We start from the raw sequence: 24,703 nt of genomic DNA, 5'->3' as shown, positions 1-24,703 counted from the left end.
CAAAAAGCTGTCTCACCAGTGCATAAATGCACTAGTGAGACAGCCTTGTTTTACAAATTAGATTTAGTCCAAGCCGTGTTCTTCACGAATACGGTACAAGCCTTGGATAATCGGTTCAGCTGGATCGCGATTCAGCAAGTGATGCGCAATCAGCATGTGAAGCGGCAGCGCGCAGACGTTGTTGCCATCGGAGATGGACGTGAAGCCTGCTTCAAGCACCGCGCCATGCTGTTCGTTCAAGTCCAGATCCACGTGAACCTGCTCGTCCGGGAACTCTTCGCGAATAGCCTTCGCACAGTAAGGTACGATGACGTTGTCGATCAGCGCTTTCGCTTCATCCTCGGATTGTGGAGGCATTGGAAGCAATCGCTCGCCGCCGGCATCCATCAGGTCGAGGAAGAACGAAGACATCCAGAGCGCCGGATCTTCGTTGTTTTGGAACGTGTTCAGCAGCTCGCGCATGAAGAAGCCGCAGGCATACTTATGTCCGTCTTTCACTTCGATTTTGTATGTGAAGATCGGCCCATACACTTCATGGTTCAATACTTGTCCGTCAACCTGATCTTCTTCGAATTTAAAACGAAGCGCTCTTAGCGCGTTCTCGTGAAGCGCTTGAATCAAACGTTGAATTTCTTCTTCAGGAATACCAGCCGCTTGCTCTTGCGTATCGTTTGGATTAGATACATTATTCGTTGTCATTGTCAATTCACCCATCATTCATCATATAATGTTCGTTTCCTAATTGTCTACTCGTAATTTTTCCTATTGCATCCTCTAATTATGAACGTGGCTCCAATAAATAGGCCAACAACAATGCTGCTGTGTTCAATACAGCATCACTATGCGTGCGCTCCATACTATGAGACGCATGAACGCCGGGTCCGATTAACGCTGCTTTGATATTGCTTCCGCCGCGCAGTGCGGCCGAAGCATCGGAGCCATAATGCGGATAAATATCAATCGCATATGGAATCTTCTCACGCCCAGCAAGCTCAATCAGTTTCGAAGTCATGAGATAATCATACGGTCCGGATGAATCCTTCGCACAGATGGACACATCGCGCTCCGTTGTCGAGAGATCATCGCCGATCGCCCCCATATCAACTGCGATCATTTCCGTAATTTCTGCAGGGATATTCGAGCTGCCATGACCAACCTCTTCATATGTCGAAATTATGATCTTAACCGTACGAAGCGGTGATTTGCCTTCCCGCTTCAGCCATTCCAGCAGGCCGAATACTGCGGCGACACTTGCCTTGTCGTCCAAATGACGTGATTTTATTAATCCATTATCGAAGAATTTCGTACGCGCATCCCAGCTGATCATATCGCCTGGAGCAATGCCCAGCTTCTGAACATCTTCCTTGGACTTCACAAGCTCATCGATGCGGATTTCCATATTGGCCTCATCGCGTTTCAAATCCCGAACATCCGAGAACACGTGAACGGATGGCTTCGTCGTCAGCACCGTACCATCATACGTGCGGCCATCCCGCGTATGAATGAGACAGTATTCACTCTCTACCGTATGCATCGAATAGCCGCCAATCGGTGTGAAGCGCAGCGTTCCGGACGGCTTAATGGACCTTACCATTGCACCCAATGTATCGACGTGGGCTGTAATGGCGATAACCTCGTTATCTTGAGGGTCTGAACCTGGTATCGTTATAATGCCGTTGCCTTTAGGAGTCAGCTCCAGCGCATAACCCAGCTTGGCTGCTTCTTCTTGAATAATGCGCATAATCGTCATGCAAAATCCGCTAGGGCTCGGTGTTGTCAGTAGTAGCTCCAGCAGGCGGTGAATGTAAGCTCGATCGAGCTGAGGTTGAAGCGGTTCAGTCATAGCTTGCCAGACACTCCTTTCAAAAAGTTAACACTTGTTCTATCATAGCCGATTCGGAGTCAAATGCCTATTGCCACATCCAGAAAATGACCAGAATGGCTGCTCCGGTCACTGCCAAAACGGTGTCGCGGCCCTTCCAATGCTCCGTTATCAACAGTGTCGGCTGCCTCTCTTTACCAACGCCTCTGCTCTCGAGAGCATCGGAAACTTGTTCACCTAGCCGGAACAATGCCAACATGAACGGGATGGACGTTTCTTGCAGCCGCTTGAGCGAACCCCGCGCAGAACGTTCCGTTTGCTTACCTCGAGCTGTTGCAATACGTGCGAAACGTTCCCATTCCGATAGGAGCACCGGTATAAATCGAAGCAGCAGTGTAATCGTTAATATTACCTTCGTGCACCAGAGCGGCACTTTTCCTACTTTTGAAAGCAGCTGCTCCAAGGACCTTCGCAGCCGAAGCGGAGTAACTGCAAGCGGCAAGCCGAAGCCCAGCAGCATCGCAAGCAGCGGTCTAAGCAGGGATTGCAGCGACACGAGCGCAGCATCTGTACGCCAGAAGCCGCCCCCTTCCTGCGGCCCGAGTCCGGCGATAAGTGCGACTGAGAACGTGAAGATAGTCAGTGCTATAATCGCGCTGCGCCAGCGTCTCAGCGGGATTTTACCGAGATAGATGGCAGCTGCAACTACCACGGCCATAGCACCTAAACCGGACCAGGTGGATTGAAAGAGGATCGCGGCAGAAATAAGAATATACGTAAGCCAAACCGATCTGGGATCGAATAATGATAATGGCGATGAATGCCTGTCCGAGTCTCGCAGAGCAAACGGCACTCTGTTATCACGCGCAGTCATCGGTTTGCTTTGCCGCAGCACCTTGACGTTCGGCTTCACGATGTGTGCTGCTTCTTGCGCCAAACGCGCAGGCTCCCAAACTTGCTTGTGCGGAACGCCAAGACAAGCTAACCGGTGGGCAACACGCAGCCAAGCCGGAATCTCCATGCCGGCTTCCTCCAGCCAATGGGGATTCGCGAGCAGCTCTTCCCTGCTGCTATGCCGCACACTCCCATTCGTGTGCATGATAATTACCGCGGTAGCCAGCTGCAACGCCCAGTCACTCTCATGCGAGATGAGAATCACGCCTTTGCCGCCTTCTGCTTGCTGTTTAAGCTGCGTGCCGAGCCGCTCATGGCCGGCGGCATCCAAGCCGGCGGTTGGTTCATCCAGCAGCAGCCACGAAGCCGGAGGCGCGAATAAGCAGGCTAATGCCGTCCGTCGCCGCTCGCCGCCACTCATAAAGTAAGGATCGCGATCCAACCACGACTCGTCCCATCCGACTGCGGCCAACGCTTTACTCGCTCTGCGTGTTCGTTCTTCATCATCGAGCGGATAGGGACGCATCACATACTGCAGCTCATCTCGCACCGTCCGCGCAAACAATTGTTCTTCCGGCGATTGGCACGAATAACTATAAGCGAGCATGGCTTCTCGATTGCGTTCTATTTTCTTTCGCCCTAAGCGCGAGCGTCGCTCCGTCCAAAGCGAATTCGAGCCATACGAAACGGAGATGCCTTCGGACTTCGTCAAGCCGGCGATGGTTTCCATTAATCTGGTTTTCCCGACGCCATTTGCGCCAATAATAATCGTGATGGATCCTTGTTCCAATCGAAGTTCATGCTCTTGCATGACGACCATCTCATTATGTACCCCTATCGGCACATGCTTCAAACCAACTATATGCAAGGTCATCGCAGCACCGCCCCGATTCGAGCAAGCGCCTGATCCCATTCTTCCGGTGTTTCCGGATAGGGAGGCTGCAGCTTTCCGAGTCTTCCCAGCTCTAGCGCTAAAGTAGATAAGTAGGGTAACCGAAGTCCGCATGTCTGGCATGGCGTCGGCCCTTGCTCGACTTGTGCTGCTGATCCGTACAGGAATTCCCCGCCTATTCCGTCAAAAACGATACTGCCATCCAGTAATGCAACAACGCGCGCACTGGATTCGATTTCTTGCAAACGCTGCGTAACCCACACAATCGCCGTGCCGCGCTGATGAAGCTTCTTAGCTAATCCATGCACGAGCACCATCGATTGCTCATCGAGCATGGAAGTCGCTTCGTCGAATACGAGAAGCGCCGTCTCGCCTGCCGATGCAGCGGCCACGGCAGCAAGCTGCCTCTGACCGCCGGACAGACGGTTCCAGGGTGTATCCCCAATTGCGGAGAGACCAGTGAAAGTGAGTATTTCTTCCGTCTGCTGCATAATTTCATGAGGAAGCATGCCGCGCCATTCCAACGCAAATCGAATTTCCTCACGCGGAGTTTCCGCGAATAATTGTGCATCAGGCTGCTGCATGACATATGGCGAAGGCCGATTTCCCGCAAAACCGCGACTCCATGTCCCTTGCACGCCTTCTATTGTTAACCCTGCGAGTAATCGGGCTAGCGAGGATTTTCCGCTCCCATTCACTCCGGCTAAATTCACCCATTCGCCTGGCGCCAGTTCAAAATCAATTTGATGCAAACGCGGGCTGCTATGCCCATTATCGAGCAGCCGATCTATAGAAACATCCTTTAAGATCAAATGTTCAGCGTATGTAGATTGACTCATGAAAATCCCTCTTCCCAAACGGATTAACCCATGTTATGATTTCAATTGTTAACCAACTTACGATAACAAGGTTAACATTAGAGAGGAGAATTTTCAATGGAAACGACTTCAAAATCCACTTCAAACTCAAACACATCTTCTGCTGTACTCGCCCCGATTTCAGACAGCGGACAATCCGCGGTCACCTACTGGATTCGCGGCATTGTATTTACCGCCCTGTTCGCCGCACTCTTTATCGCTTTCGGTTACGTCAGCATTCCGCTCGGTTTCACAACGGTTCCAATCACGCTTCAGACCTTCGCCATCATGTTAGCAGGCGGTCTGCTTGGAGCTCGGTTCGGCTTTTGGAGTATCGCCATCGTCGTTATCCTTACTGCATTTGGCCTTCCCCTTCTACATGGAAACGGAGGGTTAGGAGTAATCACCGGTGCAACCGGCGGGTACATATGGATGTTCCCTATTTCGGCTCTACTGATCGGTTTGGCAAGCGACCGTATCTTTGCACGTACGAGCAAACTCAATCGCAGCCAGTATGTGATGCTGTTCATAAGCTTAGTGCTGTTTAGCGTAATTCTCGCTTATGTCGGCGGCGTACCGTGGCTTGCATACAAGGCCAACTACTCGTTTGCCAAAGCGATGGTTAACGGCTGCTACCCGTTCCTGTTCGGCGACATGGTCAAAGCCATTGCCGCTACTTTCTTGATCGCTACACTGCGTCCGCTTCTACCGAAGCTACGCTAAACTCGCAAACAAACATAACCTCAGCTTCACCATCAGCCGACCTGCCGTTTTAACTTCTGTTCAATCAGAACACGAAGCTCGCGCAGCGTCGGCTTTCGTATGGTCACAACGACATTGCCCTTATCGATCACAATGCCTTTAATATGCAAGAGCTCCGGCAGCTGCGACCCGAACGGAATGACGATATCGTCAAAATACCCCTTCGGCAGCGTAATCCCGCGCAGCCTCGCTTCATCGACCTTCGCAACCAAGTTCGGATTGCTCCACTCCAGCTTGTAGTAGATCACGATCCCAACCGGCAAACGATCACGCAGCTTCAAGTTTAAATGCGCGACAAGACGCTCCCCCTCCAGATTGAATCTAGCCCCAGTAATGAGGACGCCCGGCTGGTACTCCGGTTTTAGCCGAATTGCCGCTTTACCGATATTATCAATGTCTGCCTCCGAGAGCACAAACGACGTATTCAGCTTCCGAATCATCGTCAATGCCCGTTCCATGAGCGGCACTTCATTAAATTTCAGATCCAGCTTCTCGGTTGGCTTCACATACATGGCAGCACCGAAACCGGCAGCGATAACGAGTACTAGCATCACAAGTAATGGGATCCCTATTTTCTTAAACACATCTCTTCACTCCGATCTCATTCCTCCTATTATACTCCCCCTTCCGTTTACCCTTCTACTGTCGCGTTGAGCGCCACGATAAAAAAATACAAGCCGGTCCCCTGATTGGAGGACTCGGCTTGCGTTACGAACTACGAACGAGCATCGATATGAACCAAATCTATTGCAGCACGGCGTTGCGCCACGATCCATATGCAGTAATATCTTCCGCGTCAAGTTCCGCATAAGCTTCGCAAATAAACCCGGGCACTTCCGTGCCATCGCTCAGCTCAACCTTGCCGATGCCAAGCGGTGCCGGAATGGATGCAGTGAAGCCGCCGAAGGAAGCGACAGGCATTTCCCAGATTTCGAGCGAAACGGAGGCCCCGCCTTGCTTCTGCTTAATCATTCCCGGCTTCGCAGGAGTGGTTGGCAGCTTCACAAGCCGATATTTCGACGCACTCTCAGCCTCCCGCACAAACGCAGCGCCGCAGGCAATCATCTGCTTCTCAAGCGGGAAGCCCCTCATGTGTAGACCGCAGACCGCAACCAGTGTGGTTGCCGGAGGTTCAACGGAAGCTAGCGGCACGGATGGCTGAACTGCTATCGCCGGCAGTTCGCTGCCAAAGGCGGAGATAAACCGTTCTGCCGTACTGCATAGCAGCGACTCATCCTCCGCAGTTCCAAACAAGGTCACGCCAAACGGCAAATCCGTATCGGCTTCTCCGGCCTGAACCGCAACGGCGCACAGATCAAGTAAATTACAATGATTCGTATACCGACCCATATCGCTGTTCGTGCTGATCGGATTCGCTCGCACCTCATCACGTGTCCAGGTTCCGCCGCATGTCGGCAGGAATAGGATGGCGTCCTTCAACAGCTGCTTCGCTTGCAGCTTGAATGCTTGCAGCTTATGCGCAGCTTGGAAGACCGCTGCCGCGGTATAGTCCGGCGATGCGCCGGTACGAAGCACCTGCTCCGTTACGGGAAACGCGGTTCCGGGATGGCTCTCGATGAACGGACCCAGATCAGCCCATCGTTCCGCTACCCATGGTCCGCCGTATAGAATAGCCGCAGCTTCCGCGAACAGATCAAGCTCCACATAGGCAACAGGCAGCCCCATTGCTTCGACTACACCTACGGCTTTCGCCCAGGCTTCGGCATATTGATCCGCGAATGGTCCATAGAACGTCGGCGTCTCCGAAGGCAAACAAACGGTTGATGGAATCTTATCTCCCGTTGGATGCGCAATCGCGCGGGACCATGGGTCTGTTTGTTCCAAGCCGCGGGCAAACATGTCGACAGCCAGCGCATCGTCAAGGTTATGCGCGAATACGGTGACGCAGTCCAGGCTCGCACATGCCGGTACAACGCCTTTCGTCGGCCAGGCGCCTAAGCTCGGCTTGTAGCCGACCAAGCCGTTCAGCGCCGCCGGAACGCGGCCGGAGCCGGCTGTGTCCGTGCCAAGCGCGAATACCGCTTGCCCGCGCGCCACGGACACGGCCGAGCCGGAGCTGGAGCCGCCGCTGATGAGCTCGCTTCGGAGCGCATTTTGCGTTTCGCCGTAAGGGCTTCGCGTGCCGACCAGTCCTGTGGCGAACTGATCCAGATTGGTTTTGCCAATCGGTATTGCACCTGCATTTACGAGTCGCTGTACGACGATAGCGCTGGCGCTAGGCGTATAGCTGTATTCCGCACAAGCGGCTGTCGTCGGTACACCGGCCAGATCAATATTGTCTTTGACGGCGAAAGGGATGCCCCATAACGGCGAGCTCTCCGGACTCAGCGAGTTCAACCGCTCAAGGTAAGGCGCGATAAACGCCATAGACGGCGGTGTAATCCATATATTCATCTGCGCGTCCGCCTCAGCTCGGCGGAGAACTTCAGCTATCACATCAGCAGGCTTCAGAAGGTTAGCGGTATATTGGTCTCTGAGCCATTGTGCGGTCAGTTTACTTGGCCATTCGATCGTGCTCATATGCGCAGCGCCTCTCTTTCCCTTTCCTTCACGAGCCCTACAATCAACTGCCCCGTATGCACTTCATCTCCCGGTTTGACGAAGATCGATGACACATACCCGTCGCATGGCGCGGTCTGAGTAAACTCCATCTTCATGCTCTCCTCGATGATCAACGTTTCGCCTTTCTTCACCTCTTGACCCGGCGTCACAAGCACCTTCCATACACTGCCGGGCATCGTGCAGCGAACCGCGATTGTCCCTTCAGGCAGTTCATCCTCCGGTGCTTCCTTAACCGCATCATGCTCCGAAATAAACTCGGCGAGTCCAAGTGCCTTCCAGTTCTCCCGCTCGGCTTGGAAAGCCGCTTGCTGCATCGATTGGAACGCATCCGTGCTCTCCTTGATCTCGCCCAGAAATGCCAGATAATCGCTTAGCTTGAACGTCGTTTCCGTAATATCCGCCTCGAAACGTCCGCGGGTGAAGTCTTCGCGAAGACGCAGAAGCTCATCTGCCGTTACCGGGTAGAATTGGATTTGGTCAAAGAAGCGAAGCAGCCACGGCTTGCCCGGGAGGAAGCTCTCCGTCTGACGGTTCAAGTTCCACATTTGAATCGTCCGGCCTACGAACTGGTACCCCCCCGGACCTTCCATGCCGTAAACGCACATATAGGCGCCGCCGATGCCAACAGCATTCTCCGGTGTCCATGTCCGAGCCGGATTGTATTTGGTAGTGACAAGACGATGACGCGGATCGATCGGTGTCGCAACAGGCGCGCCAAGGTAAACATCACCGAGTCCCAGCACCAGATAATTAGCCTCATGCACGACTTTAAACACTTCATCCAGATCGCCAAGGCCATTGATGCGGCGGATAAATTCCAAGTTACTCGGACACCAAGGCGCATCCGGGCGGACATTTTGTTGATAGCGCTCAATCGCCAGCTGCGTAGCAGGATCATCCCAAGAGAGCGGTAAACGAACAATTCGTGAAGGAACCTCGATCGTTTCTAACGGCGGCAAGTTGGAATCCAATTCAAGAATACGCTCGCATGCTTCTCGCACGGTGGTTCGTTTCGGATCGATATGCACCTGAAGCGAGCGAATGCCCGGCGTCAAATCCTGCACCGGAATCGCGCCGGTTTCCCGAATAGCCTGCATGAGTGCATGCACCTGGAAACGAAGCAGCAAGTCCAGTTCCATCTCCCCGTACTCCACCAAAATATTCTCGTCCCCGCTGCAGCGAATCGTAATCGGGAACCTGCGATTCGCCGATTCTTGCTTCAATAGCGGATATTCCGGCGATAATACGGACTCTTCCAACGGTAAGCCAAGCGGTATAAGCTGATCCCATTCTCCATGTCCGATCGCTTCCAGATTGCCTTCTTGTTCCTTGCGCAGACGGTCAGCCTCATCCAGCGACAACAGCCGGAAACGAACGCGATCGCCGGGATGCAGCTGGCCCAGCTTCCAGAATTCAGCCGACGCTGTCGTCACCGGACATACGAAGCCTCCCAAGCTTGGACCGTCCGGCCCGAGCAGAATCGGCATATCCCCCGTTAAGTCCAGCGTCCCAACCGCATAAGCGTTGTCATGGATATTGGATGGATGCAGGCCGGCTTGACCGCCATCCTCCCTTGCCCAATGAGGTGCAGGACCGATGAGTCGGACACCGGTACGCGAGCTGTTAAAATGGACTTCGAAGCTTGTTTCTGCCAGCTCCTTAAGGTAAGTAGGCAGTAAATACTCGGCTGTACAGTGCGGTCCCGGAATTACGCCGATGGTCCATGAGCGAGTCATTGTCGGTAAATCCCAATCTTGCAGTTTCACAGCTGTTCCAGCCGGAAGTACTTGCTGCTCGCTCCGATTGACACCAAGCACATCCCCTGCGCGAAGCGCACGTCCGCCGTGACCACCGAAGTTGCCAAGCGTAAATGTCGCGGAACTGCCCAGAATACGCGGCATATCGAACCCGCCGGCTACGAGCAAGTAGCCCCTCATGCCTGCTTTTGCTTCGCCGTAGCTCAACACTTGACCTTTACGGGCTAGAATCGGCTGGTACAACGGTACAGCCGCTTCATCCAGCACGGCTTCCATATCGGCACCGGTCAAACAAATCCACATCTCATCGCGGAACTTATAAGCACCGCCGCGAAGGGTCAGCTCAAGTCCGGCTGCGTCATCCGCATTGCCAAGCAGCTTGTTCCCCATGCGGAACGAGAGCGGATCCATCGGACCGCAAGGCGGAACGCCGACATCCCAGTACCCCGTACGCCCCGGCCAATCCTGCACCGTCGTTTGCACTCCGCCATCTATGACTTCGAGAGCAAGCTCAGCCGGCTCAAACGTATTCAGAAGTTGTGTATACACGTTGCCGCTCAAGCAATCTTCATGACTAAGCAGTGCTTTGACATATTGCAGATTTGTCGTGACCCCGTAGAGGCGCGTCTCATCGATGGCTTGAATCAGCTTTGCGATGGCATCACAGCGGTTGTCGCCGTGAACGATGATCTTCGCCAACATCGGATCGTATAAGGTGGTAACCGTAATACCATCGCGTACCCAGGATTCAATACGCGCATGTTCCGTGAATTTCACTTGATCGAGCTTCCCTGCGCTCGGGCGGAATTGCTGCAGACAATCCTCTGCATAGATACGCGCTTGAATGCTGTGGCCAACAGCCGGTTTGATCAAGGATTCCAGCCCTGTCAGTTCGTTCGCGGCTTCCCGCACCATCCATTCCACGAGATCGAGGCCAAGTACTTCTTCGGTCACACCGTGTTCCACTTGCAGACGGGTATTCACTTCCAAGAAATAAAACGCGCATGATTCCGGATCGTACAAATATTCAATCGTTCCCGCACTGCGGTAGCCAACCTCTGCGGCAAGTCGCTTCGAGGAAGCAAACATCTCTTGACGCACATGCTCAGGCAAATTCGGCGCCGGGCTTTCTTCGATTACCTTCTGATTGCGGCGCTGAATCGAGCAGTCGCGTTCACCCAAGGTCACTACTTCGCCGAAGCCGTTGCCGAAGATTTGTACCTCGACGTGACGGGCTCTTGCGATATATTTCTCCAGAAAAATGCCGCCGTTCTTAAAGTTCGTCTCCGCCAAATAACGAACACCGTCAAATGCGGCAGCAAGCGCGCTCTCATCCGCGCAAACCCGCATTCCGATTCCTCCGCCGCCGGCTGTACTCTTCAGAATGACGGGATACCCGATCTCTTCTGCCTGCGCGAGTGCTTCGTCAAGCTCCGAGATGAGCGCTGTGCCGGGCAGCATCGGTACACCAGCGCGTTCTGCAATCTCGCGAGCGGAGTGCTTCAGACCGAACATCTCCATCTGCTCCGGAGTAGGTCCAATAAACACGATGCCACGCTCACGGCACGCACGAGCGAATGCTGCATTTTCGCTCAAGAATCCATAACCCGGATGAATCGCCTGCGCGCCGGTATCGATTGCGGTTTGGAGAATACGATCCACATCCAGGTAGCTTTCTTTTGCAGGACCCGTACCGATCAATACCGCTTCGTCTGCGCCATCGACATGAAGACTGTCTTGATCTGCTTGTGTATAGACGGCAACGGATTGGATGCCGAGCTTGCGAAGCGTACGCTCGATTCGAACAGCGATTGCGCCGCGATTCGCGATGAGAACTTTAGTGAACATGGACATGGTGTTTCCCTCCCTGAATGACTCTTTTCTCTCTATGGATTCCAGATCAACACCCGAATCGGAGTTGGGTTATAGGCATTGCATGGATTATTTAATTGCGGACAATTGCTGATCAACACCATCGTCCGGCAGATCGATTCGAGCTCCACATAACAACCAGGTGCGGATACCCCATCAGCAAACCGCAGTCCGCCATCTTCTGAAACGGGTACATTCATGAAGAAGTTCACGTTTGGCGCCAAGTCACGTTTCGTATAGCCGCCATCATGTTTGGCAAGCTGCAGCATGAACGTATCGCGGCAGTTGTGCATTTGGAGCTTCTCGTGTGCATATCGAACCGTGTTACTTTGAGCGGAACAAGAGCCGCCCACCGTGTCGTGTCTGCCGCAAGTATCGGCTACGATCTTCACCAGTTCCTTGCCGGATTCAGCCCGCAGCACGGAGCCTGTCGTTAAGTAGATGTTTCCTTGCCCAGTGATCGTCGCAACCGCACTATAGTGATCTTCCGGATTATCCGCATCATAGAACAACGTATCCGCTGCTTGGTTGCCTTCTAAATCCACGATTCGCAGTACTTGACCCGGCTGAAGCTCTTTCATCCAGCCATCCCCTGCCAAAACAATTTCATCTATAATAGCCGTTTCCGGTTGCAGTAAACTTTCGTGCCGGTTAAATGCAGTAGTCATCGTAGTTCCTCCTTATGAATAGTTACGCGTATCTATCTGACCATCGAATGATTAACGTCCGGCGAGTAAATAGTACTCCGCCGTATTCTCGAATGCTCTTCGGTTCTCGGATCTAAAATTGCAGCAATAGTCCGTATCCAGATCGACGGCCGGTGCGGGCAATACCTCAAGCTGAACAGCAGCAGTCGGATAATGGGTGCTCGGATTCAGCGGGTTCGGCGTATTCGACACAACGAGGAGAATATCCATCTCTGTCCGCAACGTTACGGCAGCGCCTTCCTTGCAATGCGTGGGATCATAAGTCATGCGTCCTACGTCATCGCAGCTGACTTTCGAGAACAAGTTCACGACCGGCCCCATATCGCGAATGCCCAAACCGCTACGAACGAGCTCTACCGCAAAATTCTCATAGCCGCTGCGTAGCCACTCATTTCGGAGCTGCTGATATTGCGTCAAGCCATACTTGGCATCCGTTGAGGCGCGAGTCATGAAGCCCGTTATCGTATCATGCCAGCCGAGATCATCTTCGACGAAACTTGCCATTGCTCGGCCATTATCGCTCATCAGAATGTTTCCACGAGTCAAATGCGCAGTATATTGGGCTTTCAGCGTGTCCGGCATATTGTAGCGCTCCGTCAGGTCGTCAGCGTGAAACATCATGACCGACAAATTGGCGTTATCCTGCAAAGCCGTAAACCGAAGTAATCTCCCTCTGCTAATTCTCGCTGACCATTTATCCCCTGCCCCAAAGGTAGTGCTCCATACGCTTGTCGTCATTGAATATTCCTCCTCGAAAAGTGATCTAAATATAAAAAGCCTGAGAGATTGGTTTCTCCCAGGCTTTTATCCTTCCGTGTTATGCAGCGCGGCTGCACACCATCTCTCGGACCAGACTTACTTGAACGAAACGCTCACGCAACGGAACCCTAGATGGTTAGTTGTTCTCAATAGCTAACATGAGAACCGATATTCAATTGTTAAAACCTGCTATTGATTCGTATTATAGGGGCGATTTCGGGAAAGTGTCAATCCTTATGTAAGGTATTATTACATTAACGTTCGTTAGGCAATGCAAACAACGACAAAAAAACCTCCCCTACCTGCGTTAAACGCACATAGGAGAGGCTGCAATGGGTTCATCTTAATGACGTTTCGGAAGCGATTTTACATAACGGTCAGAAACATCCATGAGCTGCATCACATAATCATAGTCGCTGCGGTAAGGAGCAAGATCCGTCACCGGTTCCAGCGTGCGGATGTTTACAGCTTTGCCATCCTCGAAGCCTTTGCCAGGTACGAACAGAATATCATTGTTGTAGAATGAGCCTGTCGGCAAATAGTATCTCGTTCCAAACACATTCCGGTCCACATTAAGCAGGTCATGACCGAAGGCCGTAAAATGTTCATCCTTCAGCGAAACGCCAAGCAGATTCGCCACTGTCGGCATAATATCCAGCTGTCCCCCTACTTGATCGACGACTTTACCTTGTTGACCGGGTGCATGGATGATCAGAGGAATATTAAACCGACTGACTTGCGGATCGTATTTGATTCCGAGCGCTTGACTCACGAATGCAGGATCATTATCGTTTGGCTGCAGACCGAAGTGGTCTCCATACAACACCAGTACGGTATTGTCCCATTGCCCCGTTGCTTTGAGCTTATCAATCAATGTGCCGATTGCATAATCCGTATAGTTCACACCTAGCAAATAGTTGCCCAGCTGTGTTCCTTTCAGCTTCTCCGGAAGCTCCATTTTCATCCGGTCCAACGGAACTTCGAATGGGAAGTGATTCGAAACCGTAATAAACTGCCCATAATACGGCTTGTTAGCATCGCTCACTTCCTGCAGCTTCTCGGCTCCAACACGGTATAGCTCCTCATCTGAGGCTCCGAAGCTGTTGTAATGATCGTTGTTGTAATAAGGCTTGTCAAAATAATGATTAAATCCAAGAGCCGCATACAGTTTATTCCGATCCCAGAACGTCACATCATTCACATGAAACGTGTTTGTGACATAGCCGGTTTTTTGCAGTAATTTCGGCAAGCTCGGGATATCCCGATCACCATAACCGGTCGACATCGCGATCTTCGCGGTCGGGTAAATGGAGGTGTTGGACATGAACTCCGCATCCGAAGTATTTCCCTGCCCGATCTGCTGGAATACATGAGGGAAATAGAAGCTTTCATCGGCAAGTTTGTTCAGTACCGGTGTCAGTTCTTGCCCGCCTACTGAGAGATGAATCGGGAAGTTCTGAAACGCCTCCATTTGGATGACGATCAGATTCTTGCCCTTCTGCGATGCGAAATACGCCGCCGGAAGACCACTCGCCCCATCCTTATACGGATAGCTCGCTTGAAGATCACTTGCTTCCTGCGTAATTTCATCGATATTCCCTTCAGCCGCCACACTATTGTCCTGCGCCGCTTTAATCGCCGCGGATATTTGATAGTTCAAGAAACCTTCCTGCTCAGCTTCGACAAGCTCATTGTCGATTGGCATGCCAACTTGAATAACGCGAGCGGAAAGCGCAAAACTTAGGATTAGAATTAGCGTCATCACGACACGGTAAACGGGCGTTACGAGCGGCTTGCTATAACCGCCGTAGCTGCTCCTTGAGCGGCGGCCCGAGCCGCGGACAGCTGAGAATATCCAAATCGCTAAGCCAATCACCAAATCGGCAAAAAACAAGTAATGACTAAATTGAATTGTCGATTCTACACTGGATCCGATCTTCGTCACCTGATGCAGCTCATACAGCGCCGTATAGGTCGGAACGTTCCCAAAATGCTCAAAATACACAGCAGATGAGAATAACACGAACGAATAAATGAGATTCACCGCACCGTAAACGGTTGTACGCAGCTTATTCGGTGTTGCCAGTTCGACTACGCTGAGTAACACCAGGATGGCGCCGATATCTGCAACGATCCGCGTCAAGTCAATTTCTTGGAACAAGAAATAGCGCAGCAGCAGCATTTTGGCAAGGAATAGTGCAACAGCCATATAGAATAACGGAATCCTCGCGTTCTTCTCCCGATTGAGAGAAAGCAGCGTCCTCCGCTGTTGGATTGGAAAATGATTCATAACGACTTTCTGTACCTTCTTTCTTATAAACTGAACCGTTGCCTGAAGCCACACTTCCGGCAAAGCTCTTCGACGACTTCTCTGCGCGAGAATCCGTCATACAACCGGTTCGCACGATCGCCTTCTATAATCTCCGAGAATGAAGTCTGATGAATGTTGCCTAAATTGATGACGCCTTCGCCGTCTAAGCAGCAAGGTACAACGGTACCGTCAACCAGAATTCCAGCTTGATTGCGAAGCGCATGGCAGAAGCCTTTGCCCTCGTCTTCTTTCTCCTTCAGATCCGGCCATTTGAATTCCACCTCGTGGTTCAAATACACGCGATCCGCGATCTTAATCCCATTCCCGCGCGTAAACTTCTCTTGTATGAGGAAATCCAGCTCAAATGCTTCTTCTATCTGCTCTAGAATCTCGTGGTTGCGGTTGACCTCCACATTTACCTCGTTGTCTTCAGCCAAATTCCACAACCGAAGCGAAACCAACATGTCCGAAGTCGCCACAGCCTCTTTCACGAATGAAAGCACGCTGCCGACGTAACCTTCTTTATCCACAGAGCCTTCGTGTCCATCAAAGCTGTGCAGTGAGAAGTTCATTTGACGAAGCGCCGGTTTGCCCATAATCTTGTGCTTGGCTTTGTGGAGCAGCGTTCCGTTCGTCGTAATATTCACCTTGAAGCCGCGCTCATGGCTGATGTCGAGCAGCTGATCAATTTTCGGATGCAGCAGCGGTTCGCCTTTTAGATGGAAGTAGATATAGTCCGTATGCGGTTTGATTTCATCTAATATCTTCGTGAAGTCTTCGACCTTAATGAAATTCGCCTGACGTTTCGTTTGCGGACAGAACGAACAGGCCAGATTGCAGACACTCGTAATTTCGATATAAAATTTCTTAAACTTTTTCATCCCGATTAGGCCCCGTTCATACGATCAATATAGGTTGCGGTGCAAGAACATACCCTCCATTATAAATCGCCAATGCAAAAGCTGTCCACTTAAGGACACTGGAAACGGCAGTTTCGGCGTTGACACATCGGCAAGTGCATCTTATAATTGCTATTCATACAATTGAGAAATGTTATCAAAGGAGCGCGCGCCAATGATGATGAACAAGCTCGTCATCGATTTCTCCCTCTTCGATTCTTACTACATACGCGTGTCGCCTACAGGAACTGTTAATCCTTCCTTCGAGATGCCGGCGATCGATTTTCTGCGCGCAGATTCGGTGCACAAGGCAATCGAAGTAGCAGGTTTAACGGTACGCGCTACCGGCTCAGAGCTGGCTGCTTCCTTTATCGGCGGCTCCTTATTTCATCTATGCGCAGCAAGGCTTCTCTTGTTGTCACACTATAACGCCATTCTGGCAATGTCGCTCGATAAGCTAACGTTTCAAATCGAGGATTGCGGGACTTATAATTTGTATGGCTATAAGCTGAACGAGCTCAGCTTCATGGAAATACCTGAGGACGCTGACCGTGGACAGTACGTGCGGGATGCGCTTGAGGCGGATTTTCGAAATGTCGTAGGTCCAGCGCTGAACGCCCTCGCTTCTGCCGGGAACTTGAAGCCTGCGGTTATTTGGACGCAATTCGGCAGCATGCTGGCTAACATGATAACCAGTTTCGAGGCAAAAGAAACCTCTGATGAAGTTCGGAGTCGATTCACTCATGCTTCCAAGGTGCTCATGGAGCAGCTCGACCCCGGCCTGTTCGGCAGCAAACGCAATCCTTTCGTGCATACGCCTAGATACGTCGACAGCCCCTACCAGATCGGCGGCAAAATCATGATTCGTTCCGGCTGCTGCATGTACTACTGCCGCGAAGAAGGCGACATGTGCTACAACTGCCCAAAACTCACACCACCGCAGCGCGAAGAGCGCTATGCTCGCATCATCGGTGGAAAATAGGCTGAACGGGTTAGGATCCCGTTCAGCTTTTTTTGAACCATCTCGCACCAATCCAACTAGCTGCTTACCTCCGCGGCGGAGGCTGAGAGTCGGAATATCCTGCTCTCACGGCCAGATCCATACCGAATTGACGCCGAGAGTCGAGAAAACCGTCTCTCAGCACGCAAACTAATCAATCCACCTACTCGACTGTAGCTGAGAGTCACTAAATCGAACTCTCACCTCCAAAATCTCACTAAACAAACGATGAGAGTTCCGAAATTGAACTCTCAACACCAAAACTAACCGCTCCACCTATTCGACCGTTGCTGAGAGTAGCAAAATCGAACTCTCACCTCCAAAATCTCACTAAAAAACCACTGAGAGTTCCAAAATCGAACTTTCAGCACAATCAACAAGCCAACAATCCACTACACCACTTCAATGGGCAACAGGCAGCTCGGTAAGCGGCACATCCGCTAACAGAAATGGCGAATTACTTGGTTTTCGACGTTAGAGCTACTTTGAGAGCGGTATATCCGCTTAAGCGCACTTTTTCGACCACAATATGCTACTTTAAGCGGAATAACAGCTAAAAGTCACCGAAGCTAGCCGACTTGCATCACTTTCGGCGACTAGATCCCGCCCCCGCGCAAACACCGCCGACTAGGGTCAGGCTGTCGAGGTCTACTTAGCGGCCGCCAAAGTCACCATCAACAACAAAAAAGGCAACCTCTCGGCTGCCTTCAATCATCCTTCATCACTCACTCGTCAGCATGGCGTGCATTTCGTCCTTCGTCCGCTCCTGCTTGAGCACATGCTCCGCGGAAATGTCGGACCTGTTCTCGTTGCGGAACCAGTTGCCATCCAGATAGTAGCCGTTGACTCTGGCCATCGAATAGAACGCGCACAGCTGATTGGCGATTCGGATGGCATGTTCTTTGGTTTGGGCCGTATATAACGTATTACCGAAACTGAGTGGATTGTTATTGGATTGAATGTTGACATTAAATGGCCCTTCATCACCTTCTACCTGCTTCACCAAAATTTGGTTGTTGTAGCAATTGAGCAGATAATGAACTGTCATGTCATACACCGCCTTAATCACTTTGTTTCGGCCCGCTATTTGCTGGCCGTACAAACTATTACACACGCCTGCTCATTTCTAAGCAGTTCACCTTATTCTATTCTTCGGCTTCCGAGAAATGCGCTTTACAAAAACTATCAATAAGCTGCTCTTCCTCATCCTCCAGCTCAGCATCCACGTACCGATCGTTCATGCGCTCATACAGCTCATACTTCACGATGCTTGAGGTTTCGCCGTCCACTTTATAAATGACGCGGATATAAACGCCATTCTCGACGAACAATTCATCATCCTCCGGCAAATCCACATCCAGTCTAAACTCGTACCGATCGCCGGTTAGAATGCCGAACGGGTCTTTAATTTTGTCCACCGAAAATTCTGTAATCGAAATCATTGCCTCATCCCTTCAAATTCCTCAAGTTATGCCTCATGTGTTAGTATATCGTCCGCCTTCAAGCCGAAGCAAACGTTCTTTCGCATCCACCCCGCCACGAAACCCGGTTAACGCGCCATTCTTCCCGATAACCCGGTGACAAGGCACAACGATAAGCACCGGGTTCGCGCCAATTGCAGTTCCAACAGCCCGAACCGCGCTTGCTTTTCCAATCCGCTCCGCGATATCGGAGTAAGAGCAGGTTTGCCCATGCGGGATTTGCTCCAGTGCTTGCCAGACCCGCTGCTGAAAAGCCGTCCCTTTCACACTCAAAGGCAGTTGAAAGCTTGTCAGCTCCCCCTTCAAATAAGCGCGAAGCTGCTTCCTATATCCCTCTAATCGCACATCATCTCTTACCAACACGCATCCCGGATAATGCTTCACACACCACTCAGCGACTTCATCCAATGAATCGCCGGGCGAACTGACATAACTAAGCCCTTCTTCCGTCGCAACAAGAATGAGCCGCCAAGAGGCATCATCTAGTTCAGACCAATACAGATTGTTCATTTCTCCCATCCTCCCCTATTCCCTATTACTATGCGTCATACGATAAGCCGACGGCGAGCTGCCCGTCTCCTTCTGAAATACGGTTGCAAAATGTGCTGCACTCGGGTACCCCACTCTTACGCCTATATCACTAATTGATAACTCAGATCCGGACAGCAACTCCTTTGCCGCCTCCATACGTATCTGTTGCAAATACGAAGCAGGGGACACGCCCTTGATTCGCTTAAACGTTCGCTGTATATGATAAGGACTGACATGCGCCAGCTCTGCTAATTTGGACAAAGTAAGAGGCTCTTCGTAACGTTCGGCAATCACTGCAGCAATCGACTCTACCCATTCTTCCTCCGGAAGTCGCCTTCCCTCAGGCTTGCACCGTTTACAAGGGCGATAATCATTAGCAAGCGCAGCTTCCGCATGCAAGAAGATGTGAACATGCTTCGGATTCGGCGTTCTCGATTTGCAGGAGGGTCTGCAGAAAATCCGGGTCGAACTCACGCCATAATAGAACTGGCCATCGTACGAAGCATCACAGCTTGCAATAGCAAGCCACATATCGCTTGTCATCATTGGCATGCACCTTCACCTCCATGAGAAGAAGTATAACCTCTTTACCGGGCTGATGTAAGCTTTACCGTATGAGAACGCAAGATTACGAAAGCGGATAAGCCTCGAAGTATGATACAACTAGTTATGTACCACAACTAACGCAGCAGCCCATCCAGCTGAATTTGAAAGGAGGCCCCGAACGAGAGATGCACGCCATTACAATCCATCCACCTGCTCCGTTCAGCAGTGCCCATATCATTGATTATTTGCAACGATCCAGTAACGAATGCTTATTCCATGTCGAGAATAACGCTGTACTGCGGCTTATTCCCACTGCGAGCAAGCCCGTACTCATACGAATCACGCCTGAACAGAACGATTCACTAAGCATTGAGTTTCCTGCTTTGAACGAGGAACCTTCTCAGGAGCTTCGCGAGACTGCTGCCCGCTATGTGTGGGAATGGTTCGATTGCGATCGCGACTTGCTGCCATTCTACGAATTGGCTGAGCAGGATGATCTCCTCAGAGATACCGTCAAGCAGTTCCACGGACTGCGTATAGTCGGTATCGATGACTTATTCGAGGCGCTAAGCTGGGGAATTATGGGTCAGCAAATTAATTTAACCTTTGCCTATACGCTCAAGAGACGTTTCGTGGAGCGCTTCGGCTCTTCCCAGGAGTGGAATGGGCGATGTTACTTTACCTTCCCTACACCTGAAACGATCGCAGCCCTCCAAGTCTCCGACCTGACGGAAATGCAGTTTACCACCCGCAAGGCCGAGTACTTAATCGGAACTGCTGCCGAAATCGTCGAAGGCCGTTTATCCAAAGATCAGCTCATGTCACTTCAAGACTGGACAGCCATCGAGAAAGCACTAACCCGCATTCGCGGAATCGGGCCGTGGACGGCAAACTATGTACTGATGCGCTGTTTGCGTATGCCCGGAGCTTTTCCGATCGAGGATGCGGGGCTTCACAATGCGCTGAAACACCTCATGGTACGGCCAGATAAGCCATCCATTGCCGAAATCAAACAACTCTCCTCTACCTGGGGCGACTGGAAAGCCTATGCGACCTTCTACCTCTGGCGGACTCTTTATTAGCACCTACCTCCCCCCACCGCTTCTCCACAACACCCTCCCCCTCCCCGAGCATATAAAAAAGCCGCCAATAGGCGGCTAAAAGTCAAATTCATTTTTCTTCTTTCGCGGTTGAGATTTGATCTTATTCTGTACGGCGGGAAGATGCCTCATACTGCGATGCATCGGCCCTTTGCAGATCGGACAAGCCTGTTCGCCGGCCTCGGCAAACTCCTCACGAACCCACGCTTTGCAATCCGCATTCTTACACTTCCAAATCTTCGTCGCGATTAACTTCGGTTTTTCCTCTTCATTCATAGACAATTTAAAAGCATCCTTTCTCTTGCTGCCTGGACGAAGCTAGTTCGCACGCCATTAAATTTTCAATTGACGATCAGGTAGTTTATGTTATATTATCTAACAAAACAACGTAACTAAATATGCCATACGTTTTCTAGGGTTCCGCAGCAGCCTTTCCGGCATGCTGGTCTGGACCGAGAGAGAACGCACAGCCGTTGCTGTGTTCACGGAGGGATAAAAGCCCGGGAGGATCTCATAATGGGATACCTTCCGCGCTTTTTTATTTTCAAGCCACCCCTTATAAATCGGGATGGTTACACGCGGGATGACGGAAGGGTGCTGCACATGAACGTACAAGTCAAACTAACGCCAACATTATCGTTATTTCAGATCGTGTTCCTCGGCCTTGCTTGGATGACTCCGATGATCTACTTCTCGATTTACGGTATTGCTTACGAATCGTCCGCCGGGATGTTAACCCAAGCGTATTTAACCGCTTTTGTCGCAATCATGTTCACTGCCTATAGTTATGGTCATATGTCGAAGGCATATTCAAGCTCAGGATCCGCCTATTCCTATGTGAAGAAATCTATCCATCCCTACCTCGGCTTCCTTGTCGGGTGGGCATTGCTGCTGGATTACCTCTTCTCACCTATTATCGCATGTCTAACGTTCGGCATCTATATGCATGCACAATTTCCGGCAATACCTGCCTACCTCTGGATGATCGGAATCAATTTGCTCATCACACTGGTGAATCTGCGCGGCGCATCATTCTCAGCCAACCTGAGCAAATGGTTTGTGCTTATTCAAATGGGCTTCATCGCGTTGTTTTGCATCTTGCTCTACCGAGACCTAACTTCCATAAGCGAGCCACTCGCGCCACTCCTCCAACATGAGATTCCCTTCACAACGATACTGTCTGGCGCTTCCATGATCTGCTTCTCCTTTCTCGGATTCGATTCCATCACGACAATGTCCGAAGAAACGAAGAACGCAAGCAAAACCATCCCGAGAGCGATCGCTATTATTATTGGGATCGCGATCGTTTTATATGTCGCACCGTCTTATTTAACTCAGCTTGCATTCCCGAATCCAATCCCGTTCACCAACCTCGATTCGGCCGGGCTGGAAATCGTGAAAATGGTCGGCGGAGCCATGCTTGGATCGGTATTCATCATTGTGCTCTTATTTGCAATCTTTACGCAAGGAATCTCTTCCGTTTCAAGCGTGTCACGGCTGTTGTTAGTAATGGGACGCGAATCGATCCTTCCGGAGCGCATCTTCGCCTATGTACACCCCAAGCTCAAAACGCCTGCGGTTAATATTCTGATTGTTGGCATGGTCTCCATGTTAGCTTTGGTCATTCGACTCGATACAGCCATCAAATTCGTGAATTTTGGCGCGCTTACCGCCTTCTTCTTTGTCAACATATCTGTCATCTGCCACTATTATGTCAAGGAACGTAAGCGTACTGTTAAAGGAACGCTTGCTTACTTGGTGCTGCCGGGTACAGGTGCCTGCGTCATCGGCTACTTGTTTCTCCTGCTAAGCAAGGATGCACTTATTATGGGGCTCATTTGGCTCATCCTCGGTGTGCTGTATCAAGCCTATCGCAAACAAGACGCCCTAAAGGCAATCCTGCAACGAAACAAATCTTTCACGATTGAAAAATCAAAAAGCACCCCATAAGGGGTGCTTCATCGTTTAAGGTAAGATACAGTTAATCGTTAACTGTATTCGGCGCCGCTCCCAGGCTGCCATTATCGATCAAGCTGCGAAGATCCGGCTCAATTGCCGCTGGATCCGTCGATGCCGGATATTGCTTCACAACGTTGCCTTCTTGATCAATCAGGAATTTCACGAAATTCCACTCGATTGTACCGGTATGGTAAGGGGCAGGCGCTGCGTCCACTAGATATTTATATAACGGATGAGCATCCTCGCCAATCACGTCAATTTTCGCAAACATCGGGAAGGTTACGCCGTAATTGAGCTCGCAGAAACTCGCAATTTCTTCGTTCGTCCCTGGCTCTTGACCTTTAAATTGATTACATGGGAAACCAAGTACGACCAAATTCTCGTCCTTATGGGCTTCATAGATTTGCTGCAACCCTTTGTAATGAGGAGTAAGTCCACATGCGCTTGCCGTATTGACGATCAGAAGCGTCTTGCCTTTATATGCGGACAGCGACTGCTCTTCGCCAGTAATGGTCTTGACGGTGAAATCATAAATGCTCATCGATAGGTCCCTCCTGAATTGAGTTCACAGTATATTGCATTTAATTAAATTGTATAAAATGATTATAGCCTATGAACACCACTTCGAGCAACCCCTAAAATATCCATTATTCCTTCGTTAACACCTTCTGCAGTACCCTTACTAGCTCTTCCACATCCTGCCAAACATGCGGTCTGACCCCTTGCGGAAGCTGTTGGTCCGCCGCTTTGCTTGTCCATATGATCGGGATCTCATTGCCTATCGCAAACCCCGCACGAAGCCACAGTTCCGCATTCGGTTCCGTCACATCCGCCACAAGCAGCTTGCAGTCGCTCACCTCTTGCAGCATCGTTTCAATCGGTTTCGGATCCAAGCGAAGCGATAGATCTTCCTCCAGAAACTTCGGTGCATAACCAAGCTGAATCAGTCTCGGGAACACCGTCTCCAGCCATTCTCTGCTTACGTTCTCATCATTGCCGCTCAGCAGGACGTAACAAGGCTTCAGCGCTTTACCGCTCGCCGTATTGGCTGCTTCCACCCATCCTTTCTCCGTCAGCTTAAATGTTGATCCGATGCGCTCAATATAACCGTCTTCTTTCAGCTTCTCCGTGATAAAGACAAGCTCTTGCAAGTTCAAAGAATATGTCAAATTATAGCTTTGCGAGAACTGATTAATAACAACCGCTTCACCCGGCCCGCTTGTGTGCCGGTGAAGATAACGGAGAAGGCGGTTCCCCTTCTCTTCCGTTGTAATTGGAATTTGCGGCGATTGCAGGATCGTTTCCCGGTCCGTGTAAGTGAGAACGACCTTCTCATCACAATCCGTCTGCTCCCGGATATAAGCCGACAGAATCGGGAACGAATTCCGTTTCTCCGAATAGGACAACAGGCGGTATGGCTCGTAGCTGTCTTCGCGCAATCCATAAGATCCGCCCGGTGCGCACATACAATCGATGTACCACTCGTTTCCACCTTTTCGTTTCACTTTCACAAGCTCATCACAAAATAAACAACGTTTCGATTCCAATACTTCCATTCCTCTAATCACCCCTTACTTAACGATTCGCAGCAGCCGGCTCCGATTAGGGTGCAAAGGGGATTAAGCTTCTCTCATTATTGTCCCGCGGCATTATCCTGCTGCGCGACGCGAATCCACTTTGCTCCGTCCCAGCGCAGCACATCGCCGGCCGCGATATCCTTCTCCGCTTTCTCGCGCGACAACGTCAGCACCTTGCCGTTCACTTCAATGGCAAGGCTCATTTCATCTGCGGCAACAACTTTCCCGAGCCGTTGAATGGCGCACTTGACCGTAGTATTCGCTTCGCTTTCCATCCCTATAGCCCCTTTAGGTCAATTGTACAAAATGAACGTCCATGTCCGTATGATTCGTTACTTTAGATTATACGCTACCTCTCGGCGAGGGCAACATTCATCAAGCAAACGCCTAGCCT

The 24,703-nt window shown here is 51.0% G+C and carries 23 protein-coding genes and 2 riboswitches; of the genes, 4 read left to right on the top strand and 19 right to left on the bottom strand.

Annotated elements, in window-relative coordinates:
* Nucleotides 1-63: 63 nt before the first annotated feature.
* The 4 genes from AC50Y3_RS03785 to AC50Y3_RS03770 all read right to left on the bottom strand — a co-directional run bounded on the left by AC50Y3_RS03785 (nt 64) and on the right by AC50Y3_RS03770 (nt 4,447).
* Nucleotides 64-699, bottom strand: a complete 636-nt coding sequence (locus AC50Y3_RS03785) for a hypothetical protein (protein WP_494817406.1) — start codon at nt 697-699, stop codon at nt 64-66.
* A 79-nt stretch (nt 700-778) separates the two neighbouring features.
* A complete protein-coding gene (locus tag AC50Y3_RS03780) occupies nt 779-1,843 on the bottom strand; it encodes a M42 family metallopeptidase (RefSeq protein ID WP_494817405.1) in 1,065 nt (354 codons plus the stop codon).
* A 67-nt stretch (nt 1,844-1,910) separates the two neighbouring features.
* Entirely contained in the window at nt 1,911-3,590 is a 1,680-nt protein-coding gene (locus AC50Y3_RS03775) for an ATP-binding cassette domain-containing protein (RefSeq protein ID WP_494817404.1), read from the bottom strand.
* Nucleotides 3,587-4,447, bottom strand: coding sequence for an ATP-binding cassette domain-containing protein (locus AC50Y3_RS03770; RefSeq protein WP_494817403.1), 861 nt, complete (start codon nt 4,445-4,447; stop codon nt 3,587-3,589). The genes AC50Y3_RS03775 and AC50Y3_RS03770 overlap by 4 nt, the downstream gene beginning before the upstream one ends.
* 96 nt (nt 4,448-4,543) lie before the next feature.
* Between AC50Y3_RS03770 and AC50Y3_RS03765 the strand changes: the two genes are divergently transcribed.
* The gene (locus tag AC50Y3_RS03765; RefSeq protein ID WP_494817402.1) at nt 4,544-5,188 is read left to right on the top strand and encodes a biotin transporter BioY; all 645 of its coding nucleotides are present in this window, start codon (nt 4,544-4,546) and stop codon (nt 5,186-5,188) included.
* A 32-nt stretch (nt 5,189-5,220) separates the two neighbouring features.
* On the opposite strand, the gene AC50Y3_RS03760 is transcribed toward AC50Y3_RS03765, so the two are convergent.
* From AC50Y3_RS03760 to AC50Y3_RS03730, 7 genes are all read right to left on the bottom strand, one after another.
* Nucleotides 5,221-5,811, bottom strand: a complete 591-nt coding sequence (locus AC50Y3_RS03760; RefSeq protein WP_494817401.1) for a hypothetical protein — start codon at nt 5,809-5,811, stop codon at nt 5,221-5,223.
* 160 nt (nt 5,812-5,971) lie between these two features.
* On the bottom strand, nt 5,972-7,768 hold the full coding sequence (atzF, locus tag AC50Y3_RS03755) for an allophanate hydrolase (protein ID WP_494817400.1): 1,797 nt from the start codon (nt 7,766-7,768) through the stop codon (nt 5,972-5,974).
* On the bottom strand, nt 7,765-11,415 hold the full coding sequence (gene uca / locus AC50Y3_RS03750) for an urea carboxylase (protein ID WP_494817784.1): 3,651 nt from the start codon (nt 11,413-11,415) through the stop codon (nt 7,765-7,767). The genes atzF and uca overlap by 4 nt, the downstream gene beginning before the upstream one ends.
* Before the next feature lie 38 nt (nt 11,416-11,453).
* Nucleotides 11,454-12,107: an urea amidolyase associated protein UAAP2 gene (locus AC50Y3_RS03745; RefSeq protein WP_494817399.1), complete on the bottom strand. Its 654-nt coding sequence runs from the start codon at nt 12,105-12,107 to the stop codon at nt 11,454-11,456.
* A 51-nt stretch (nt 12,108-12,158) separates the two neighbouring features.
* Nucleotides 12,159-12,884: an urea amidolyase associated protein UAAP1 gene (locus AC50Y3_RS03740; protein ID WP_494817398.1), complete on the bottom strand. Its 726-nt coding sequence runs from the start codon at nt 12,882-12,884 to the stop codon at nt 12,159-12,161.
* A 53-nt stretch (nt 12,885-12,937) separates the two neighbouring features.
* Nucleotides 12,938-13,048: riboswitch (guanidine-I (ykkC/yxkD leader) on the bottom strand.
* 200 nt (nt 13,049-13,248) lie between these two features.
* On the bottom strand, nt 13,249-15,195 hold the full coding sequence (locus AC50Y3_RS03735) for an LTA synthase family protein (RefSeq protein WP_494817397.1): 1,947 nt from the start codon (nt 15,193-15,195) through the stop codon (nt 13,249-13,251).
* Nucleotides 15,196-15,218: 23 nt separating this feature from the next.
* On the bottom strand, nt 15,219-16,097 hold the full coding sequence (locus AC50Y3_RS03730) for a radical SAM/SPASM domain-containing protein (protein ID WP_494817396.1): 879 nt from the start codon (nt 16,095-16,097) through the stop codon (nt 15,219-15,221).
* 193 nt (nt 16,098-16,290) lie between these two features.
* Between AC50Y3_RS03730 and AC50Y3_RS03725 the strand changes: the two genes are divergently transcribed.
* Nucleotides 16,291-17,097: a hypothetical protein gene (locus AC50Y3_RS03725; protein ID WP_494817395.1), complete on the top strand. Its 807-nt coding sequence runs from the start codon at nt 16,291-16,293 to the stop codon at nt 17,095-17,097.
* A gap of 739 nt (nt 17,098-17,836) precedes the next feature.
* Here the strand turns inward: AC50Y3_RS03725 and AC50Y3_RS03720 are convergent.
* The 4 genes from AC50Y3_RS03720 to AC50Y3_RS03705 form a co-directional block, all read right to left on the bottom strand.
* Nucleotides 17,837-18,163 carry a hypothetical protein gene (locus AC50Y3_RS03720; RefSeq protein ID WP_494817394.1) on the bottom strand — a complete coding sequence of 109 codons (327 nt, stop codon included), beginning with the start codon at nt 18,161-18,163 and terminating at the stop codon, nt 17,837-17,839.
* Nucleotides 18,164-18,260: 97 nt separating this feature from the next.
* Nucleotides 18,261-18,557 (bottom strand): DUF6509 family protein, encoded by a 297-nt coding sequence (locus AC50Y3_RS03715; RefSeq protein WP_494817393.1) that lies wholly within the window; start codon nt 18,555-18,557, stop codon nt 18,261-18,263.
* A gap of 33 nt (nt 18,558-18,590) precedes the next feature.
* Complete coding sequence (locus tag AC50Y3_RS03710; protein ID WP_494817392.1) at nt 18,591-19,106, bottom strand: methylated-DNA--[protein]-cysteine S-methyltransferase; 516 nt, start codon at nt 19,104-19,106, stop codon at nt 18,591-18,593.
* 15 nt (nt 19,107-19,121) lie between these two features.
* Nucleotides 19,122-19,679, bottom strand: a complete 558-nt coding sequence (locus tag AC50Y3_RS03705) for a bifunctional transcriptional activator/DNA repair enzyme AdaA (RefSeq protein ID WP_494817391.1) — start codon at nt 19,677-19,679, stop codon at nt 19,122-19,124.
* Between the two features lie 179 nt (nt 19,680-19,858).
* On the opposite strand from AC50Y3_RS03705, the gene AC50Y3_RS03700 reads away from it, so the two are divergent.
* Nucleotides 19,859-20,755, top strand: a complete 897-nt coding sequence (locus tag AC50Y3_RS03700) for a DNA-3-methyladenine glycosylase family protein (protein WP_494817390.1) — start codon at nt 19,859-19,861, stop codon at nt 20,753-20,755.
* A gap of 75 nt (nt 20,756-20,830) precedes the next feature.
* Here AC50Y3_RS03700 and AC50Y3_RS03695 read toward each other — a convergent pair whose 3' ends face one another.
* Nucleotides 20,831-21,049, bottom strand: coding sequence for a cold-inducible protein YdjO-related protein (locus AC50Y3_RS03695; protein ID WP_240548057.1), 219 nt, complete (start codon nt 21,047-21,049; stop codon nt 20,831-20,833).
* A gap of 125 nt (nt 21,050-21,174) precedes the next feature.
* Nucleotides 21,175-21,282: riboswitch (guanidine-I (ykkC/yxkD leader) on the top strand.
* 94 nt (nt 21,283-21,376) lie between these two features.
* On the opposite strand from AC50Y3_RS03695, the gene AC50Y3_RS03690 reads away from it, so the two are divergent.
* Entirely contained in the window at nt 21,377-22,723 is a 1,347-nt protein-coding gene (locus tag AC50Y3_RS03690; RefSeq protein WP_494817389.1) for an APC family permease, read from the top strand.
* Between the two features lie 31 nt (nt 22,724-22,754).
* On the opposite strand, the gene AC50Y3_RS03685 is transcribed toward AC50Y3_RS03690, so the two are convergent.
* The 3 genes from AC50Y3_RS03685 to AC50Y3_RS03675 form a co-directional block, all read right to left on the bottom strand.
* Nucleotides 22,755-23,273: a glutathione peroxidase gene (locus tag AC50Y3_RS03685; protein WP_494817388.1), complete on the bottom strand. Its 519-nt coding sequence runs from the start codon at nt 23,271-23,273 to the stop codon at nt 22,755-22,757.
* Between the two features lie 106 nt (nt 23,274-23,379).
* The gene (locus tag AC50Y3_RS03680) at nt 23,380-24,288 is read right to left on the bottom strand and encodes a hypothetical protein (RefSeq protein WP_494817387.1); all 909 of its coding nucleotides are present in this window, start codon (nt 24,286-24,288) and stop codon (nt 23,380-23,382) included.
* A 77-nt stretch (nt 24,289-24,365) separates the two neighbouring features.
* Nucleotides 24,366-24,584, bottom strand: a complete 219-nt coding sequence (locus AC50Y3_RS03675) for a hypothetical protein (protein ID WP_494817386.1) — start codon at nt 24,582-24,584, stop codon at nt 24,366-24,368.
* Nucleotides 24,585-24,703: the final 119 nt, after the last annotated feature.

The sequence above is a fragment of the Paenibacillus sp. J22R98 genome, from assembly GCF_059383835.1.
The sequence above is the reverse complement of the archived record's forward strand: the minus strand, read 5'-3'. Positions and strand labels throughout refer to the sequence as shown.

What these genes read in the sequence shown, in the direction of transcription:
- AC50Y3_RS03690 (WP_494817389.1), top strand. Translation starts at nt 21,377, where the DNA reads ATGAACGTACAAGTCAAACTAACGCCAACATTATCGTTATTTCAGATC.
- AC50Y3_RS03765 (WP_494817402.1), top strand. Translation starts at nt 4,544, where the DNA reads ATGGAAACGACTTCAAAATCCACTTCAAACTCAAACACATCTTCTGCT.
- AC50Y3_RS03725 (WP_494817395.1), top strand. Translation starts at nt 16,291, where the DNA reads ATGATGATGAACAAGCTCGTCATCGATTTCTCCCTCTTCGATTCTTAC.
- AC50Y3_RS03740 (WP_494817398.1), bottom strand. Translation starts at nt 12,884, where the DNA reads ATGACGACAAGCGTATGGAGCACTACCTTTGGGGCAGGGGATAAATGG.
- AC50Y3_RS03680 (WP_494817387.1), bottom strand. Translation starts at nt 24,288, where the DNA reads ATGGAAGTATTGGAATCGAAACGTTGTTTATTTTGTGATGAGCTTGTG.
- AC50Y3_RS03710 (WP_494817392.1), bottom strand. Translation starts at nt 19,106, where the DNA reads ATGAACAATCTGTATTGGTCTGAACTAGATGATGCCTCTTGGCGGCTC.
- AC50Y3_RS03780 (WP_494817405.1), bottom strand. Translation starts at nt 1,843, where the DNA reads ATGACTGAACCGCTTCAACCTCAGCTCGATCGAGCTTACATTCACCGC.
- AC50Y3_RS03735 (WP_494817397.1), bottom strand. Translation starts at nt 15,195, where the DNA reads ATGAATCATTTTCCAATCCAACAGCGGAGGACGCTGCTTTCTCTCAAT.
- AC50Y3_RS03770 (WP_494817403.1), bottom strand. Translation starts at nt 4,447, where the DNA reads ATGAGTCAATCTACATACGCTGAACATTTGATCTTAAAGGATGTTTCT.
- AC50Y3_RS03700 (WP_494817390.1), top strand. Translation starts at nt 19,859, where the DNA reads ATGCACGCCATTACAATCCATCCACCTGCTCCGTTCAGCAGTGCCCAT.
- AC50Y3_RS03705 (WP_494817391.1), bottom strand. Translation starts at nt 19,679, where the DNA reads ATGCCAATGATGACAAGCGATATGTGGCTTGCTATTGCAAGCTGTGAT.
- AC50Y3_RS03730 (WP_494817396.1), bottom strand. Translation starts at nt 16,097, where the DNA reads ATGAAAAAGTTTAAGAAATTTTATATCGAAATTACGAGTGTCTGCAAT.
- atzF (WP_494817400.1), bottom strand. Translation starts at nt 7,768, where the DNA reads ATGAGCACGATCGAATGGCCAAGTAAACTGACCGCACAATGGCTCAGA.
- AC50Y3_RS03745 (WP_494817399.1), bottom strand. Translation starts at nt 12,107, where the DNA reads ATGACTACTGCATTTAACCGGCACGAAAGTTTACTGCAACCGGAAACG.
- AC50Y3_RS03775 (WP_494817404.1), bottom strand. Translation starts at nt 3,590, where the DNA reads ATGACCTTGCATATAGTTGGTTTGAAGCATGTGCCGATAGGGGTACAT.
- AC50Y3_RS03785 (WP_494817406.1), bottom strand. Translation starts at nt 699, where the DNA reads ATGACAACGAATAATGTATCTAATCCAAACGATACGCAAGAGCAAGCG.
- AC50Y3_RS03675 (WP_494817386.1), bottom strand. Translation starts at nt 24,584, where the DNA reads ATGGAAAGCGAAGCGAATACTACGGTCAAGTGCGCCATTCAACGGCTC.
- AC50Y3_RS03695 (WP_240548057.1), bottom strand. Translation starts at nt 21,049, where the DNA reads ATGAATGAAGAGGAAAAACCGAAGTTAATCGCGACGAAGATTTGGAAG.
- AC50Y3_RS03685 (WP_494817388.1), bottom strand. Translation starts at nt 23,273, where the DNA reads ATGAGCATTTATGATTTCACCGTCAAGACCATTACTGGCGAAGAGCAG.
- AC50Y3_RS03715 (WP_494817393.1), bottom strand. Translation starts at nt 18,557, where the DNA reads ATGATTTCGATTACAGAATTTTCGGTGGACAAAATTAAAGACCCGTTC.
- uca (WP_494817784.1), bottom strand. Translation starts at nt 11,415, where the DNA reads ATGTTCACTAAAGTTCTCATCGCGAATCGCGGCGCAATCGCTGTTCGA.
- AC50Y3_RS03720 (WP_494817394.1), bottom strand. Translation starts at nt 18,163, where the DNA reads ATGACAGTTCATTATCTGCTCAATTGCTACAACAACCAAATTTTGGTG.